Origin of the sequence: Methylobacterium mesophilicum SR1.6/6 (genome assembly GCF_000364445.2) — a bacterium.
Lineage (GTDB): Bacteria > Pseudomonadota > Alphaproteobacteria > Rhizobiales > Beijerinckiaceae > Methylobacterium > Methylobacterium mesophilicum_A.
Window position 1 is genome coordinate 6,289,719 of the sequence record NZ_CP043538.1, and the last position, 16,323, is coordinate 6,306,041.

The following is a 16,323-nucleotide window of genomic DNA, read 5'->3' on the forward strand; positions in this document are numbered from 1 at the left end:
ATGGCCCGCATCCGCAGCGTCGAGGGCTGGGTGCCCGGCGGCACGCCCGGGCCGTGGCGCCTCGCCCTGACGCCGCCCGGCGCCTGCGCGAACCCCGGAGACCTCGACGGGGTGACCGACTGGATCCCCGCCACCGTTCCGGGGACCGCCGCGGCGGCGCTGCGCGCCGCCGGGCGCTGGAGCGAGACGGCGCCCGAGCCGATCCACGACCGCGACGTCTGGTATCGCGCACGCCTCGTCGGCTCCGGGAGGGTTCGCCTGCGCTTCGAGGGACTCGCGACGCTCGCGGAGATCTGGCTCGACGGCGTGCCGGTCCTGACGTCCCGCTCGATGTTCGAGCCGCAGGCCATCGAGGCCGACCTCGGCGGGGAAGCCGACCTCGCGATCTGCTTCCGATCGCTGCGCGCGGACCTCGACCGTCCGGCCCGGCGCGGGCGCTGGCGGCCATGGATGATCACGCCCGGCTCATTGCGCCACCAGCGCACCAGCCTCCTCGGCTTCATGCCGGGATGGTGCCCGGAGATCGATCACGTCGGTCCCTTCGGTCCGGTGACCGTGGAGGCCGTGAAATCCGAACCCGCGGCGGCCGACCTGCGCGCGACCTTCGACGGGGAGACTGGCCGCCTCTTCGCGCGCCTTCACCTCGACAGCGGGACCACCTCGGCCGTGCTCGTCTGCGCCGGGCGCGAAGCGCCGCTGACCGCGATCGAGCCCGGCCTGTTCGCGGGCGAACTGGTGCTGCCCGGCATCGCGCCCTGGTGGCCGCACACCCACGGGACGCCGCATCTCCACCCCGCCGCGGCGCGCGTCGACGGCGCGCTGCTCGATCTCGGTCGGGTGGGATTCCGGAGCCTGTCGCTGACCCGGCCGTTCGAGGAGGGCCTGTCGCTCGCGGTCAACGGGGTGCCGGTCTTCTGCCGCGGGGCCAACTGGATGCCGCCGGACCTCGTCGGGCTCGGTGCCGAGGGAGACCGCACCCTGCTCACCCTCGCGCGCGAAGCCGGCATGAACATGCTGCGCGTGCCGGGCACGACGCTCTACCCGGCCACGGACTTCTACGACCTGTGCGACGAACTCGGCATCCTGGTCTGGCAGGATCTGATGCTGGCGAATTTCGACTATCCGCACGGTGATCCGGACTTCGCCGGCCGGCTGGCCGGGGAGGTTACGGCCTTCCTCGACCGGACGCAGACGGCGCCGTCCCTCTGCGTGCTCTGCGGTGGCAGCGAGGTCTGGCAGCAGGCGGCCATGCTCGGCGCGCCGCGGTCCGTCTGGGCCGACGCCTTCTGCGCGACGGGCCTCGGCGCGCTCGCGGCGACGCTGCGCCCCGACCTCGTGGTGGTTCCCAACTCGCCGTCCGGGGGTGCCTTGCCGTTCCTGCCGCGCGAGGGCTGCACGCATTATTTCGGCGTCGGCGCCTATCGGCGCCCCCTCGAGGATGCCCGTCGGGCGCAGGTCGGCTTCGCCAGCGAGTGCCTCGCCTTCGCCAATCCGCCCGAGCCCGGAACCCCGGGGCCGGCGGGACCGGATGATCCACGCTGGGCCGCAGGAATCCCCCGCGACCGGGGGGCCGACTGGGATTTCGAGACCGTGCGCGACCACTATGTCGGCGTGCTCTACGGCGTCGATCCCGCCGCGCTGCGCGCGCACGATCCGGAGCGCTACCTCGAACTCGGGCGCGCCGCCGTGGCCGAGGTGATGGAGGCGACCTTCGCGGAGTGGCGCCGGCCGCAATCGCCGACGGCGGGTGGCCTCGTCCTGATGCTGCGCGACCTCGGGCCGGGAGCGGGCTGGGGCGTGATCGACTGGACGCAGCGGCCGAAATCCGGGTGGTACGCGCTGAAGCGGGCCTTCCGGCCGGTGCAGGTCGTGATCAGTGACGAGGGGCTCGACGGCCTGCATCTCCATGTCCTGAACGAGACCGACACGGCGCGGGAGATGACGCTGGCGCTGAGCCTGTCCGATGCCGGCGGTCGGGTCGCGGCCCAGGCCGAGCGGGTCGTCGCGGTGGGGGCACGCTCCACCCTGACGCTCTCCTCCGCCGAGCTGCTTGGCCGCTTCTTCGACGCCACCGACAGCTACCGGTTCGGACCGCGCGTCCACGATCTGGCGCAGGCCCGGCTGATCGGCGCGGACGGGACCATCCTCGCCGAGAGCTTCCACTTCCCGGGCGGTCGTTCGGTCGCGCGAGAGGACATCGGCCTGCGCGCCGAACCCGTGGCGACGGATGCGGGCCCCGGGCTGCGCATCGCCGCGGATCGTCTCGCCCTCGGCGTGCAGATCCAGACCTCAGGGGCGCTTCCGGACGATAACTATTTCCATCTCGCGCCGGGGTCGGTGCGGACCATCGCCTTCCCGGGCTGCGCCCGGCTCCCGCGCGGCCAGGTTCGCGCGATCAACGGCAACGCGGTCGCGGAATTCGGCCATGACGATTGAGGCTGGATCCGGGGGCGCGCGTTCCGCCAGGGCGGACGAGCCGTTTCCCGTGACCTTCGACGGCCTCTTCGGCTGGTTCCATCCGGCGGCGGGCCGGCGCGGCGTGGTCCTCTGCGGCGCCCACGGCTTCGAGCAGATGGCGGCCCACCGGCCCTGGCGCGCGCTGGCGGGAGACCTCGCGGCTGCCGGCTGCCCGACCCTGCGCTTCGACTATCCCGGTGAGGGCGACTCCGGTGATCCCGCAGAGTTGCGGGTCGCCGGCTGCGTTGCGGCGATCCATCAGGCCATCCGCTTCCTGCGCGAGATGGCCGGGGTCGCCGAGATCACCCTCGTCGGCCTGCGTCTTGGCGGGGCCTTCGCGGCCCTGGCGGCAGAGGCGGAGGCGGTGGACCGCCTCGTCCTGCTGGCGCCGGTCGCCAGCGGACGGGCATATCTGCGCGAGATGCGGCTGCGCGCCCAGACGATCGGACGCTTGCCGGACGGCTCGGTTCCGCCGCAGGAGCCGGACAGCCTCGACATCGGCGGGTTCCGCATGGGGGCGTCGTTCCTCGCCGACCTCGCGCACCTCGACCTCGCGCGGATCGAGCGGTCGCCGGCCCGTAGCATCCTGCTCCTCGCTCCGGAGGCCAAGGCCCTCGCCGCCCGTCTCGAAGCCCTCGGCTGTGCCGTCACCGCCGGGCCGTTTCCAGGCCTCGCCCAACTCGTCGGCGATCCGATCTTCGCGAGCGTGCCGGAGGCGGATTTCAGCCGCGTCACGGCCTTCGCCGCCGAGGCGATGGCGGTCTCTGCGCCGCTGCCGGCGGTCCTGCAGCCGGCCCACTTGGAGGGATCGGGATGGACGGAAAGGCCGATCCGATCCGTTCCAGGCCTCTTCGGGATCCAGTGCGAGCCGCGCGTGGCGGATCCCGCAGCCGCGACGGTGCTCTTCGTCTCGACGGGCATGACCGTGCGTTCCGGGTGGGGACGCCAGACGACGGATCTCGCCCGGCGCCTTGCGGCCGAAGGTGTCGCCTCGGCTCGCTTCGATCTCCGCGGCATCGGCGACAGCGCGGGGCGGCCGGACGACAGCAGACCCCTCTTCGCGCCGGACGGCTTCGCCGATGTCGTGGCGGCGATCGACCACGTGGCCGGCACGGGCGGCCCGATCGTATTGGTCGGCGGTTGCAGCGGTGCCTACGCGGCGTTCCAGGCTCTCTGCCGCGACCCGCGCATCGACGGGGCGCTCCTGATCAATCTCTACTGCTTCGACTGGGACCCGGATCAGGATCTCGACACCGTGATCCGGCAGACTTTCGGGAGCGTCCACACCTATGCGGGGCTTCTCGCGCAGGGTTCGACGTGGCGCCGCCTGCTCTCCGGGAAGATCCACGTCAGGGCGATCGCCGGAGCCCTGGCCCGACGGGGTGCGGCTGCGGCCCTACGGCGTGCACGCCGGGCGTGGCGTCCGGGTGTCCCCGGCGGCTCCGTGGCCCGGCGGATCGCCGGTCTCCGGCGCCGGGGCGCCCAGATTCGTCTGCTCTACAGTGCGGGAGATCCCGGCCTCATCGCCGCCCGCCGCCACCTGGGGCGCTTCCCCGGCCGGGCCGACCGGCGTCTCGGCGCCCCGGTCATGGTCATACCCGGCGTCGATCACAACCTCAGCTCGGTCCAGGCGCAGCTCGAACTCGGACGGGCGCTGCGTGAACTCCTGCGCGACGTGCAGAGGGTCCCGGCGGCGCGCTCGGAGGAGGCGCTTCCCGCTGTCCCGAGCACCGGCCTCGCCGCTCCGAGCTGGATGTGAGCAGCGTCGGCCGCCGGGTCAGCCGTCGCACCGGACCGCCGCGGCAGAGATCTCGGTGACAGTGCCGCGGCACGTCACGATAGACTGTATTCAAATTACGTGAATCGAGTGCCGAAGTGCCTATCGTGACGGTTTACCATCTGGTATCGTCCTCGCCGCCCACTTTTGACCGGGGATGCGCGGCTCATGCTGAGCTATATATCCAGCAAGGTCCTCGGCGTGGCGCTGATGCTCCTGAACCTCCTCGCGCCTGCCGAGGTTCGCGTCCATAAGGACGTCTCCTACGCCGCCGGAGGTCAGCAACTGGCGGACGTCTATCAGCCGAACACGGCCGGTCCCCATCCCGTCGTGGTTTTCCTCTACGGCGGTGGGTGGCGCTCCGGTTCCAAGAAGGCGGTCGCCTTCCTCGGCGCGGCCCTGGCGCGGCAGGGCATCGTCACGGTGATCCCGGAATACCGCCATTTCCCGAACGGGAGCCTGTCCGACATTCTGACCGACAACGCCGCCGCCGTTGCCTGGACAATCGCCCACGCCGAGACCTTCGGGGGCGATCCGAAGCGCGTCGTGGTGGCCGGACATTCCTCCGGCGCCTGGGCTGCCGCCATGCTGGGGCTCGATGGGACGTGGCTCGAGCACGCGGGCTCAAGCCCGGCAGCCTTGGCGGGCGTCATCGGGCTTTCGGGACCCTACACGGTGTCATCCCTGACCGAGACCGTGGACGAGGAAGTCTTCGCCGGTAGCGATCCAACCCTGCAGCCGATCAATCATGCCGCGGGGCCGCACCCGGCCATGCTGCTGCTCACCGGCGCGAACGATCAGGACGTCAGGCCATCCGGCACGATCGCACTCGCGGACCGGTTGAAGGCGGCCGGAAACGACCCGGAGATGCACATCTATCCGGGGCTCGGGCACGGTGGAACACTGCTTTCGATCGGCCTCCCCTTCGCGCGCCGAGCGCCGGTCATCGCCGACATCAAGCATTTCGTCGAGGGCGTGCACGCCGCGCTGTGAGCGCGGGCCAAGCCCTCGCTGCGGCAGCAGCTCAGGCCGGACCGCGATCTCGGACATCGTGGCGATGCTGAATCTCGCATAAGAAAAGCCGCCCGGTCGGGGCGGCTTCGCAAGTCGTCAAGCTGTAACGTCCTGCTGATTACTTGATCTTAGATTCTTTGAACTCGACGTGCTTGCGCGCCACCGGGTCGTACTTGCGCATCGACAGCTTCTCGGTCTGCGTCCGGGAGTTCTTCTTGGTGACGTAGAAGTAGCCCGTGTCGGCGGTGGAGACGAGCTTGATCTTGACGGTGACGGCCTTGGCCATGGCGCGGCGCTCCTGCAGGGTGCGGCATTCCGCGTGAGCGAAACGCAAATGGCCGGGAGGGCCCGGCCGAATACGGGCGGGTGAATGCCCGATCGGGCCCGGCAGGTCAAGAGCGGGCGCGCCCGCGCCCGGTCGCGGCGAGCCATCCGGCGAAGGCCAGAAAGAGCGCCAGCAACGCCAGGGCGAAGCCGTGCGGCGGCACGAGGTCGAGCCCGCCCCCGATCAGGGGCGGTCCCAGCATGAGGCCGACATTGTAGAGTACCACGAAGGCCGCGTTGGCACCGGCGAGGTCGTTCGGCGGCGTGCGGTCGCCGAGCATCGCCAGTCCGACGGTGTAGAGCGTGCCGGCGATCCCGCCCCAGACGAGGAGAAGCAGGCCGAATGCCGCCGGGCTGCCGGCCGCGAGCGGAATCAGAGCCGAGCCGGCCGCGCCCGCGAGGCCGGCGCCGAGCAGCACCGCGCCGCGGTCGAGCCGGTCGGCGAGCCAGCCGAACGGGATCTGGAACAGCACGTTGCCGAGGGCGACCAAGCTGACGAGCCCGGCCGCCCCCTGGGCGTCGTAGCCGAGGCGCAGGCCATACAGGGGCAGGATCGCGAAGATTCCGGTCTCCACCGCCCCGTAGGCGAGGGCGGCCGCCAGCGCCCCGGGGGCGAGCCGTAGATAGCCGAGGAGGCCGCGGCCGGAGCCGGTTTCGATCGTCGGCGACAGCCCGCGGGCGACCACGATCGGCAGCCCCCCGGCCAGCATCAGCACAGCCCCCGTGGCGTAGGGCGCGGGCCCTTCGGTTCCGACGAGCGCCAGCAGCAGCGGGCCGACCGCGAAGCCCGCGGCCAGGACGGTGGCGTAGATGCCCATCACGAGGCCGCGTCGCTCCGGTGGTGCTGCGGCGTTGATCCAGTACTCGGAGAGGACGAACAGCGCGCCGAGCGTCGTCGAGAACACGAAGCGCAGGGGGAACCACAGGGCGATCCCCGGCAGGAGCGGGAACAGCGCGAGGCTGACCGCCCCGACCGCGAGCGCGAGCCCGAGCAGCGGGGCGACGCCGATTCGCGCGGCGAGCCGCGGCACGAACGGGACGGTGCCGATACTGGCGAGGCCGGCCACCGCGGTGTTGAGCCCGATCAGGGTGCTCGACGCGCCGCGCCGCTCCAGCTCGATCGACAGGAGCGGGATCGACAGGCTCAACCCGATGCCGACGACGGTCACGCATGTGATGGCGGCCGAGATCGCCGCGACATCCTCCGACCTGATTCCCCGCCGCGCGTCCCGCCTCCGCTCCTCTGGACGGCTCACAAGGCCACCCGCTCGCGGCGGCCGTAGCGTTCGTAGTGGAAGGGGATCATCCGGTGCGGCGCGAAATCGGCGGCGATCTGCGCCTCAAGGTCGTCCAAGATGGCGCGCGTTATGTACGGCAGGTCGAGCTTGCGCGCCGCGTCGAGCCGGACCCAGGCGAGTTCGGTGAACTCGGCGTCGGCCTGCACCCGGCCCGGTTCCTCGGCCGCCACCATGCGGTGGTCGACCGCGAAGAAGCGCGTGTCGAACCGGCGCACGCGCTTCGGCGGCGTGATCGCCCGGGCGACGAGGTGAAGCGCTTCCAGGTCCGGCAGCACGCCGTGCCGGGTGAAGCCCTCCCAGCCCGCGGGCGCGTCCTCGGGAGCGCCGTGCTCGGTCGTGCCGAGCAGCAGGCCGGTCTCCTCGTAGGTTTCGCGGATGGCCGCCAGGGCGAGGGCGCGCCCGAGATGGTGCGGGGGCCGGGACACCAGCCGGGTCAGCGCCGCCTCAGCGTAATCGGGCAGGGCGCCGGCCACCGGCATGTGGCGGTCACCGAGCTCGATCCGGCCGCCCGGGAAGACGAACTTGCCCGGCATGAAAGCGAGGTTCGGATTGCGCCGGCCCATCAAGACCTTCGGGCCGCCCCGCCCGCGCCGGTCGATCACGATCATGGTGGCGGCGTCCCGGGGGCGCAGGCGCGCCGCTGCGGCCCTGCGCTCAGGAGTTGTGGTGATCTGCGGCTCCTGCTGCGGCTCCGGCAAGGCGGGTCTCCTTCGTCCCCGGGGCGGGGCGGCTCCGCGGTAACGTGGCGAAGCCGTGCATGCCAAGGGCGTATTGCAACCCGACGACGGCGCCCTTGACCGGCTGAAGCAGGACGAGCGCGAACAGGAGCGTGAAGACCGGCCAGACGCCCATCTCCACCCAGAGCGGCACCTCGTAGGCGCTCTCCGTCTCCAGGATCAGGTAGCCGACGATGTGGGCCACGATGAAGATCACCACGTAGGGTGGCAGGTCATCGGCCCGATGGTGATGCAGCTCCAGGCCGCAGACATCGCATTCCGGCCGCACCTTGAGGAACCGGCCGAAGATCCGGCCCTGGCCGCAATGCGGGCAGCGACCGATGAAGCCGCGGGCCATGGCGGGGATCAGGCGGGTGCGCTGGGGAATCGCGTCGGCGGCCATGTCCAGGCTCTACACCGCCCGGATCAGCGGCGCGAGCCGCGATGGCGCGACCCGGTGTTGCGGATGCCGGACGGGCGACCGGGCGGCGCGGCCTTGAACGGACGTCCGCCGGGCTTCTTGCCCGGGCCGGCCTTCCGCGCGCCGGAGCGGCTCCGGCCCTCGCTGAGCAGCTCGAAGCGCAGGGCGCCGGCCACCGGCGCGGCCTCCACGAGGCGCACCTCGACCCGGTCGCCGAGGCGGAACGTCTCCCCGGTCCGTTCGCCCACGAGGGCGTGGCGGCCCTCCTCGTGGCGGAAATAGTCGGCGCCGAGCTGCGAGACCGGCACGAAGCCGTCCGCCCCGGTCTCGTCGAGCTTGATGAACAGGCCGGCGCGGGTCACGCCCGCGATCTGGCCCTCGAAGGTGGCCCCGACCTGATCGGCGAGGTGGTGGGCGATCAGCCGGTCGATGGTCTCGCGCTCAGCCGCCATGGCCCGACGCTCGGCCGCCGAGATCTGCTCGCCGATCTGCGCGAGTTCCCCCGCCGAGATGTCGGACGCGAGCCCGTCGGTACCGAGCCTGCAGGCGGTGATCAGCGCCCGGTGGACGATCAGGTCCGCATAGCGCCTGATCGGCGACGTGAAATGCGCGTAGCGACGCAGGTTCAGGCCGAAATGGCCCAGATTCTCGGCGGCGTAGACCGCCTGCGCCTGGCTGCGCAGGATCACCTCGTTGAGGAAGACGCCGTGCTCGGTCTCGGCCGCCATGGCGAGGATCCGGTTGAACAGGGCGGGACGCAGCGCCCCCTCCTTGGGCAGCTTGATGCCCACCGAAGCCAGAACCTCGCCCAGCGCCCGCATCTTCTCCAGCGCGGGCTCGTCGTGAACACGGTAGATCAGCGGCTGACGGGCGTGCTCCAAGGTCTCGGCGGCGGCGACATTCGCCTGGATCATGAACTCCTCGATTAGCCGGTGCGCGTCGAGGCGTTCCGGTACGATCACCCGGTCGACGGCGCCGTCGGGCGAGAGCAGGACCTTGCGCTCGGGCAGATCCAGGGCGAGCGGGCCGCGGCGGTCCCGGGCCTCACGCAGGGCCGCGTAGGCCGTCCAGAGGGGGCGAAGCGCCGTCTCCAGGAGCGGCCCGGTCGCGTCGTCCGGATGCCCCTCGATGGCGGCCTGCGCCTGCGCGTAGGCGAGCTTGGCCCGCGAGCGCATCATCACCCGGTGGAAGCTGTGGCGGCGCTTCGCGCCGTCGGCAGCGATGACCATGCGTACGGCCAGAGCCGGCCGGTCCTCGCCCTCCCGGAGCGAGCACAGGTCGTTGGAGATCCGCTCGGGCAGCATCGGCACCACCCGGTCGGGGAAGTAGACCGAATTGCCCCGCTCCAGGGCCTCGCGGTCGAGGCTCGAACCCGCGCGCACATAGGCGGCCACGTCCGCGATGGCGACGGTGAGGACGAAGCCGCCGGGATTGGCCGGGTCGTGATCGGCCTCGGCCATGACGGCGTCGTCGTGATCCTTGGCGTCCGGCGGGTCGATGGTGACGAGCGGCCGGTCGCGCCAGTCTTCCCGGCCCTTCAGCGTGGCGGGCTTGGCGGCGTCGGCCTCCGCGAGAGTCGCCTCCGCGAAGACGTGCGGGATGTTGTGCAGGTGCAGCGCGATCAGGCTCACCGCCTTCTCGGAGCCCAGCGAACCCAGCCGCTCCCGGACGCGGCCCCGCGGCAGGCCGAAGCGCGTCTCCCGCTCCATCGAGACGCTGACCAGATCGCCGTCGCGGGCTTCGCCTTCCTCGCCGGGCGGGATCAGGATCTCGCGCCCCTGCGAGCGCTTCTCCACGGGCACGATCCGGCCGCCCTGCGCGCCGGTCCGGTAGACGCCGATGATCTCGGCGCGGTTCTTCCCGATGACCTTGACGACCCGGCCCGTGTAGCCGCCCTCCGCGTCGCGCGCGACGCGGATCAGGGCCCGGTCGCCAATTCCCGCCGCCGGCCGGCTGCCCTTGCGGGGGCCGCGCCCCTGGGTCAGCACGATGGCCGGCGGTTTGCCCGTGCCGGTCCATTCTGCGGGCACCGCCAGGAAATCACCGTGGCGGTCCCGCGATCGGATGTCTGCAAGCACGACCGGCGGCAGATGACCCACCGGGGCGAGGCCGCTGCGGCCCCGGTCGAGGGCGCCGTCCTCCTCGATCTCTTTGAGCAGACGCTTCAGGTCGATCTTGGCGGCCCCCTTGATGCCGAAAGCCTGGGCGATCTCGCGCTTGCCGACGCGCTTCTTCGACTCGGCGACGAAGGCGAGGATCTGCTCACGGGTGGGGAGGGGCGGGGGAGCGGCGGGCTCGTCCGCCGGGGCGGTGGTGCGTCGTGCCAAAAGGTGGGTGCCGGACGGTTCTCGGAAGACAGGGCCCGGGTGCGGGCGTCGGACCGGCTGTCCGGTCCTGTGATCCTAAGATGGGTATCCGGCCCCTCCGCGGCAACGCCGGGCCGAACGTCCTCAACAGGCGCGATCAGCCGGTGGAAGCGATCTTCCGGATGTGATCCACCGCCGCGTCCACGTCGAAGCCGGGCGCGAGGATGGCTTCCAGGGCGAAGGGGCAGGCGCGCGGGAGGGTCAGGTTCACCTGTCCTTCCTGCGGTGCCAGGTCGGGCGTCTCCGCCTCCTGGATCGCCAGCGTCCAGGCGCCGTCCATGCGCAGGCTCGCCGGGTCGGGCGGGTCATCCGCGAGCGCCCCGAGCTTCGCGCGACCGGCGTCACGGCAGGCGAGACTGCGACTGTCGTCGGAGATGAGGGCCGCCTTGATCAGCTCGGCCAGGGCGTCCCTGACGCGTTCCACGCTCGTGTTCATGGGCATCCGTCCCGAAGGTGCCGCCTTCTTGGCAAGCCGGATGCCAGCGTTGTCCGATGCGCGCTCCTTCCGGTTTCCCTTCCTGCCGCGCCCCATGCAGCCGGCATAGGACGGGGCGCGCCCGTCCCTCGCGTGGCCGCGACGTTCTCGCCGAAACCGCCGATCTTCCCTCGCGATACGCCGGGTGTAGAAGGCTTGAATGATCCCGGTCCTGACCCGCCATACCGAGGCCGTGCCGCTCTACGCCGCGGCCTGCGCCGAGCTGCGCCTGCGCGGTTTCGAGGGCGACCTGACTTTGTCAGACGCCGACCGCACCGTCTTCGCGACCGATAACTCGATCTATCAGGTCGAGCCGGGGGCCGTGGCCTTCCCCCGCACCCGTGACGACCTCGTGCGCATCGCCAAGCTCCTGGACGACCCGCGCTTTTCCGAGATCGTGATCCGGCCCCGGGGCGGCGCCACCGGCACCAACGGCCAGTCCCTGGGCCACGGCCTCGTGGTCGACACCTCGCGCCACATGAACCGCATCCTGGAGATCGACGTCGCGAATCGCACGGCCCGGGTCGAGCCGGGCGTGGTGAAGGATCAGCTCAACCGGGAATTGGCCAAGCACGGCCTGTTCTTCGCGCCGGAACTCTCCACCTCGAACCGCGCCACCCTCGGCGGCATGATCTCCACCGATGCCTGCGGGCAGGGCTCGTGTCTCTACGGCAAGACCCGCGACCACGTCCTGGCGCTGACCTGCGTGTTCACCGACGGCACGGTCTGGACCGCCGAGCCGCTGGACGCGGCCGGCCTCGAAGCCGCCAAGGGCCGCAACGACCGGGTCGGCGAGATCCACCGGACCGTCGACGCGGTCGTCACCACGAACGCGGCACTGATCGCCGAGCGCTTCCCCAAGCTCAACCGCTGCCTCACGGGTTACGACCTCGCACACCTGCGCGATGCGGCGGGCCGGTTCGACCTGAAGAGCGTGATCTGCGGCTCGGAGGGCACGCTGGCGCTGATCGCCGAGGCGCGGCTCAATGTGCTGCCGATCCCGAAGGCCGCGGTCCTGGTGGCGCTCTCCTACGTCGATTTCGACGCGGCGCTCCGCGATGCCCAGGCGCTGCTGCCGTTCGGCGCCGCCTCGGTGGAGACCATCGACTCGACGGTGCTGGCGCTCGCCCGCAAGGATCCGATCTGGGCCGAGGTACGCGCCTTCTTCCCCGACGATCCGGCGGGGCGGCCGGTGGACGGGATCAACCTCGTAGAATTCGTCGGCGACGATGAGGCGAGCGTGGAGGCTGCCCTCGGGCGGCTTACCGGCCTGCTGGAGGCCGAGCGCGGCACCGACACCAAGCGCCTCGGCTTCACCATCGCCCGGGGCGAGGCGATCGAGCGGATCTGGACGATGCGCAAGAAGGCGGTGGGCCTGCTGGGTGCCGCCAAAGGGAACGCCCGCCCGATCCCCTTCGTGGAGGATACGGCCGTGCCGCCGGAGCGGCTTGCCGACTTCATCGCCGAGTTCCGGGCGCTCCTCGATGGCGAGGGCCTGCGTTACGGCATGTTCGGCCACGTCGATGCCGGCGTGCTGCACGTCCGGCCGGCCATCGACTTGAAGGACCCGGCGCAGAACGGCCTGATCCGCGAGGTGACGGAGGGTGTCGTGGCGCTCACCGCCAAGTATGGCGGCCTGCTCTGGGGCGAGCACGGCAAGGGCTTTCGATCGGAGTTCGTGCCGGAGACGTTCGGGCCGCTGATGCCGGCCCTCGAGGCGATCAAGCGCGCCTTCGACCCGGGCGACCGCATGAACCCGGGCAAGATCGCCTCAGCGAAGGGGACGGGGCTGACCCGTATCGATGGGGTGCCGCGCCGCGGGGAGCAGGACCGGACGATCCCGGCGCCGGTCCGCCAGGATTTCGACGAAGCGCTCCACTGCAACGGCAACGGCGCCTGCTTCAGCTTCGACGCCGACGAGGCCATGTGCCCGTCCTGGAAGGCGACGCGGGAGCGCAGACACTCGCCCAAGGGTCGCGCCTCGCTGATGCGCGAGTGGCTGCGCCGCGCGGCGGAATCCGGCATCGATCCGGCCGCGGAGCTGGCGCGGCAGCGCGCCGGATGGGTGCGGGAGGTGGCGGCGACGCTGCGGAGCGGCTTCCGCCGGCGGTCCGGGGCCGAGGACTTCTCCCACGCCGTCAAGGAGGCGATGGACGGCTGCCTCGCCTGCAAGTCCTGCACGGGCTCCTGCCCGATCAAGGTCGATGTGCCGACATTCCGGGCGAAGTTCCTGGCGCTCTACCACACGCGCTATGCCCGGCCCCTGAAGGATCACCTCGTGGCCGCGCTGGAGCCGCTCCTGCCGCTCGCCGGCAGGGCGCCGCGGCTGAGCAACGCGCTCCTGACCAACCCGGTCGCGCGCCTGCTGCTGGCCAAGGCCGGATTGGTCGGGATCCCGGGCCTGTCGCCCGTATCCCTCAAGGTCCGTCTGGCGTCTCTCGGCGTCGCCGTCGCGACCCCGCAGGCGCTGGCCGGGCTCGACCCGCGGGCGCGGGAGAACGCGGTTCTGGTGGTGCAGGACGCCTTCACCAGCCACTTCGACGCCGAGGTCGTGGCCGATGCTTGCGCCCTCCTGATCGCCCTCGGCTTCAAGCCCTGGCTCGTGCCCTATCGGCCGAACGGCAAGCCGCTGCATGTGCACGGATTCCTGGGCCGCTTCGCCGCCGTCGCCCGGTCCAACGCCGCGATGTTGCGGGATCTGGCGCGCCAGGGCGTGCCGCTGGTCGGGATCGACCCGTCGATGACGCTGACCTACCGGTCCGAATACGCGCAGGCCCTGGGCGGCGACTTCGACCTGCCGAAGGTCCACCTTCTGCAGGAGTGGCTCGCTACGCAGCTTGACCGGATCGCGCCGCGCCAGCGTGGCGGCACCCTGCGTCTCCTGCCCCACTGCACCGAGCGCACCAACGCGCCGGGCGCGGTCCGCGACTGGCAGGCCCTGTTCGCCCATCTCGGGTTGCGGCTCGAGGTGCCGGCGGCCGGCTGCTGCGGGATGGCCGGCACCTATGGCCACGAGACACGCCACCGGCCGACGTCGGAGGCGATCTACGGCCTGAGCTGGGCGCGGCACGTGGCCGAGGCGCCGGGCTGCGTTCTGCTGGCGGACGGCTATTCCTGCCGCTGCCAAGCGAAGCTCGTCGACGGTGTGCGCCTGCGCCATCCGGCCCAGGCCCTCCTCGATCATGTCCGCACCGGCAGCCAGGGTGCGGCGCCGTTTCATCCCGAGCAGGCGGCGGCCGCGGCGCGATGAGCGAGGGCGGAATGAACGTCGCTGTCGTGGGGGCCGGCGCGGTCGGCTGCTATTATGGATTCCTCCTGGCGCGCGCCGGCCACGCGGTGACGCTGATCGGCCGACCGGCCCTCGTCGAGGCCGTGCGCGCGGACGGCCTCGTGCTCGAAGGTTCGGAGAAAACGGCCGCCGTACCCGTACGGGCGACCGTGGATGGTGACGGGGTCGCCGGAGCCGACCTCGTGCTGGTCTGCGTGAAGTCCGGCGACACCGAAGCGGCGGGTGCGATGATCGCGGCGCATCTCGAGCCGTCCGCGACGATCCTGAGCCTCCAGAACGGCGTCGACAACGCTGAGCGCCTCGCCGATCTCCTGGGTCGGGCGGTCGTACCCGTGGCGGTCTACGTCGCCACCGCCATGGCCGGGCCGGGCCGCGTCCGGCACAACGGCCGGGGCGACCTGATCCTGGGCGCCTCCGAGGCGAGCGACCGGATCGCCGCCGCCCTGACCGCGGCCGGTGCCCCCACGACCGTCTCGGGGCGCGCCCTGGACGCGCTGTGGGGCAAGCTCATCATGAACTGCGCCTACAACGCCCTCTCGGCCCTGACGCAGCTGCCTTACGGCCGGCTGGTCCAGGGCGAGGGCGTCGTCGCCGCCATGACCGACGTGGTGCAGGAATGCGTCACCGTCGCCGAAGCCGCGGGCGTCTCGGTGGCGCCCGACATCTTCGACAGCGTCATGGCGCTGAGCACGGCCATGGCCGACCAGCGCTCGTCCACCGCCCAGGACCTCGCCCGCGGTCGGCCCAGCGAGATCGATCATCTCAACGGCTATGTCGTGCGCAAGGGCGCGGCGCTCGGCATCCCGACGCCGGCCAACCGGATGCTGCACACGCTGGTCAAGCTGGTCGAGCAGAAGGGCTAAGGTCGCCGTGAGTCGCTTCCGATGGCGCGGACCGTCATCGCGAGCGCAGCGAAGCGACCCAGGACAGCACGACGTCGGCGACCGTGGCGCTCCTGGGTTGCTTCGCTCTGCTCGCAAAAACGGGGCGGTCCAGCCTTTGCTCGTCGATCCGGCTCACGCCCGCGCCGCGGCGCTCGCCTTCCGGGTCGCTGCGGCCTTCCTGGCCGAGGCTGAGCGCTCGGCCGCCGTGCGCCCCGCGGACGCCTTGCCCCAGACGACGCGACCGACGGCCCAGCAGACTTGCCGCCGCCCGGGCCAGCTGGCTTCCTGCCGCTGCCTTCGTCCCAAACCCGATGCCCTTTTTGGCTCCCGCTGCTTGTGTCTTCGATTTTGCTGCGCTCGCGGCCTGTCGTACACCGCGGTCGTGCACAGGAGGCGGCGATGGGACGCGACAGCACCGTCATTCAAGTCAGGACGGATAGTCGTCTGAGAACCGCGTTCACCGAAGCTGTGCAACGCGAGCACACCACCACCAGCGATGTCCTGCGGCAACTCATGCAGCAGTATGTCCGCGACAGTCTGAGACGCGAGGCGGCCCGACAATCCCGCGTCGTGACCGCCGCTCCGGATGCAGCAGAGAGCCTCGCGCTGATCGAGGACGTGCAGGACCTGGACGATGCTTGATCGCGGCGACATCGTCATTCTGGCGACCAAAGGCGCTTACACCGGCAAGCCACGGCCGTGGGTAATCCTACAGAACAGCGCGTTCGCCGGTCTCGACAGCGTGACGGTATGCCTGATTACCACGGAACTCGTCGCGCATGCATCGATGCTGCGCGTGGATGTGAAGCCTACGACGAGAAACGGGTTGACGGTCGACAGCCAAGTGCAGATCGACAAGATCGTCACGGTACCGACGACGAAGATCAATCAGACAATCGGTGCCCTGGAAGACGTCGTCCTGCGGGATGTGAGTGCCGCGATCGCATTCTTCCTGGACCTTTAAACCATCATCCCAGCCGTTCACGCCCGCGCCGCGGCGTTCGCCTTCCGGGTTGCGGCGGCCTTCTTGGCCGAGGCGGAGCGCTCGGCCGCGGTCCGTCCCGCGGACGCCTTGCCCCCGGTCGCGCCGCCCTTGTGGGCTGCCGGATGTCCGGTGGCCTTGCCCCGGCCCGAGCCGCCCGGCTTCTTGCCGCCGCCATCGTCCTTGTTGACGGTGGCCCAGGCGCGGGCCTCGGCTTCCTTCTCCGGCACGCCGCGGGCTTCGTAGGACTCTGCGATGTGCTCAGCCTTGCGTTTCTGCTTGTCGGTGTATTTCGATTTGTCGCCCTGAGACATCGCCCG

Annotated in this window: 14 protein-coding genes; 7 read left to right on the plus strand and 7 right to left on the minus strand. The window is 71.2% G+C overall.

The features are described from left to right. The 3 genes from MMSR116_RS30010 to MMSR116_RS30020 all read left to right on the plus strand — a co-directional run bounded on the left by MMSR116_RS30010 (position 1) and on the right by MMSR116_RS30020 (position 5,227). Entirely contained in the window at positions 1-2,436 is a 2,436-nt protein-coding gene (locus tag MMSR116_RS30010; protein ID WP_010684595.1) for a glycosyl hydrolase 2 galactose-binding domain-containing protein, read from the plus strand. A 49-nt stretch (positions 2,437-2,485) separates the two neighbouring features. After that, positions 2,486-4,216, plus strand: coding sequence for an alpha/beta fold hydrolase (locus tag MMSR116_RS30015; RefSeq protein ID WP_244625562.1), 1,731 nt, complete (start codon positions 2,486-2,488; stop codon positions 4,214-4,216). A gap of 165 nt (positions 4,217-4,381) precedes the next feature. Next, positions 4,382-5,227 carry an alpha/beta hydrolase gene (locus MMSR116_RS30020; protein ID WP_244625563.1) on the plus strand — a complete coding sequence of 282 codons (846 nt, stop codon included), beginning with the start codon at positions 4,382-4,384 and terminating at the stop codon, positions 5,225-5,227. Between the two features lie 139 nt (positions 5,228-5,366). On the opposite strand, the gene rpmG is transcribed toward MMSR116_RS30020, so the two are convergent. The 6 genes from rpmG to MMSR116_RS30050 form a co-directional block, all read right to left on the minus strand. Next, positions 5,367-5,534 (minus strand): 50S ribosomal protein L33, encoded by a 168-nt coding sequence (gene rpmG, locus MMSR116_RS30025; RefSeq protein ID WP_010684598.1) that lies wholly within the window; start codon positions 5,532-5,534, stop codon positions 5,367-5,369. A gap of 106 nt (positions 5,535-5,640) precedes the next feature. Next, entirely contained in the window at positions 5,641-6,741 is a 1,101-nt protein-coding gene (locus MMSR116_RS30030) for an MFS transporter (RefSeq protein ID WP_010684599.1), read from the minus strand. A gap of 83 nt (positions 6,742-6,824) precedes the next feature. Beyond that, on the minus strand, positions 6,825-7,568 hold the full coding sequence (locus MMSR116_RS30035; protein ID WP_010684600.1) for an NUDIX hydrolase: 744 nt from the start codon (positions 7,566-7,568) through the stop codon (positions 6,825-6,827). Next, entirely contained in the window at positions 7,525-7,989 is a 465-nt protein-coding gene (locus MMSR116_RS30040; protein ID WP_010684601.1) for a DUF983 domain-containing protein, read from the minus strand. Before MMSR116_RS30040 ends, MMSR116_RS30035 begins: the two co-directional genes overlap by 44 nt. Before the next feature lie 23 nt (positions 7,990-8,012). Next, positions 8,013-10,334, minus strand: a complete 2,322-nt coding sequence (gene rnr / locus MMSR116_RS30045; RefSeq protein WP_010684602.1) for a ribonuclease R — start codon at positions 10,332-10,334, stop codon at positions 8,013-8,015. A gap of 136 nt (positions 10,335-10,470) precedes the next feature. Beyond that, positions 10,471-10,809, minus strand: a complete 339-nt coding sequence (locus MMSR116_RS30050) for a hypothetical protein (protein WP_010684603.1) — start codon at positions 10,807-10,809, stop codon at positions 10,471-10,473. Between the two features lie 199 nt (positions 10,810-11,008). Between MMSR116_RS30050 and ydiJ the strand changes: the two genes are divergently transcribed. From ydiJ to MMSR116_RS30075, 4 genes are all read left to right on the plus strand, one after another. Continuing rightward, positions 11,009-14,098, plus strand: coding sequence for a D-2-hydroxyglutarate dehydrogenase YdiJ (ydiJ, locus tag MMSR116_RS30055; RefSeq protein WP_010684604.1), 3,090 nt, complete (start codon positions 11,009-11,011; stop codon positions 14,096-14,098). An 11-nt stretch (positions 14,099-14,109) separates the two neighbouring features. After that, the gene (locus MMSR116_RS30060) at positions 14,110-15,000 is read left to right on the plus strand and encodes a ketopantoate reductase family protein (protein ID WP_010684605.1); all 891 of its coding nucleotides are present in this window, start codon (positions 14,110-14,112) and stop codon (positions 14,998-15,000) included. 420 nt (positions 15,001-15,420) lie between these two features. Continuing rightward, complete coding sequence (locus tag MMSR116_RS30070; RefSeq protein ID WP_010684606.1) at positions 15,421-15,663, plus strand: hypothetical protein; 243 nt, start codon at positions 15,421-15,423, stop codon at positions 15,661-15,663. Then, positions 15,656-15,985 (plus strand): type II toxin-antitoxin system PemK/MazF family toxin, encoded by a 330-nt coding sequence (locus MMSR116_RS30075; RefSeq protein WP_010684607.1) that lies wholly within the window; start codon positions 15,656-15,658, stop codon positions 15,983-15,985. Before MMSR116_RS30070 ends, MMSR116_RS30075 begins: the two co-directional genes overlap by 8 nt. Positions 15,986-16,002: 17 nt before the next feature. On the opposite strand, the gene MMSR116_RS30080 is transcribed toward MMSR116_RS30075, so the two are convergent. Continuing rightward, the gene (locus MMSR116_RS30080; RefSeq protein ID WP_010684608.1) at positions 16,003-16,317 is read right to left on the minus strand and encodes a hypothetical protein; all 315 of its coding nucleotides are present in this window, start codon (positions 16,315-16,317) and stop codon (positions 16,003-16,005) included. Positions 16,318-16,323: the final 6 nt, after the last annotated feature.

What these genes read in the sequence shown, in the direction of transcription:
- MMSR116_RS30010 (WP_010684595.1), top strand. Translation starts at nt 1, where the DNA reads ATGGCCCGCATCCGCAGCGTCGAGGGCTGGGTGCCCGGCGGCACGCCC.
- rpmG (WP_010684598.1), bottom strand. Translation starts at nt 5,534, where the DNA reads ATGGCCAAGGCCGTCACCGTCAAGATCAAGCTCGTCTCCACCGCCGAC.
- MMSR116_RS30040 (WP_010684601.1), bottom strand. Translation starts at nt 7,989, where the DNA reads ATGGCCGCCGACGCGATTCCCCAGCGCACCCGCCTGATCCCCGCCATG.
- MMSR116_RS30050 (WP_010684603.1), bottom strand. Translation starts at nt 10,809, where the DNA reads ATGAACACGAGCGTGGAACGCGTCAGGGACGCCCTGGCCGAGCTGATC.
- ydiJ (WP_010684604.1), top strand. Translation starts at nt 11,009, where the DNA reads ATGATCCCGGTCCTGACCCGCCATACCGAGGCCGTGCCGCTCTACGCC.
- MMSR116_RS30060 (WP_010684605.1), top strand. Translation starts at nt 14,110, where the DNA reads ATGAACGTCGCTGTCGTGGGGGCCGGCGCGGTCGGCTGCTATTATGGA.
- MMSR116_RS30070 (WP_010684606.1), top strand. Translation starts at nt 15,421, where the DNA reads ATGGGACGCGACAGCACCGTCATTCAAGTCAGGACGGATAGTCGTCTG.
- MMSR116_RS30075 (WP_010684607.1), top strand. Translation starts at nt 15,656, where the DNA reads ATGCTTGATCGCGGCGACATCGTCATTCTGGCGACCAAAGGCGCTTAC.
- MMSR116_RS30080 (WP_010684608.1), bottom strand. Translation starts at nt 16,317, where the DNA reads ATGTCTCAGGGCGACAAATCGAAATACACCGACAAGCAGAAACGCAAG.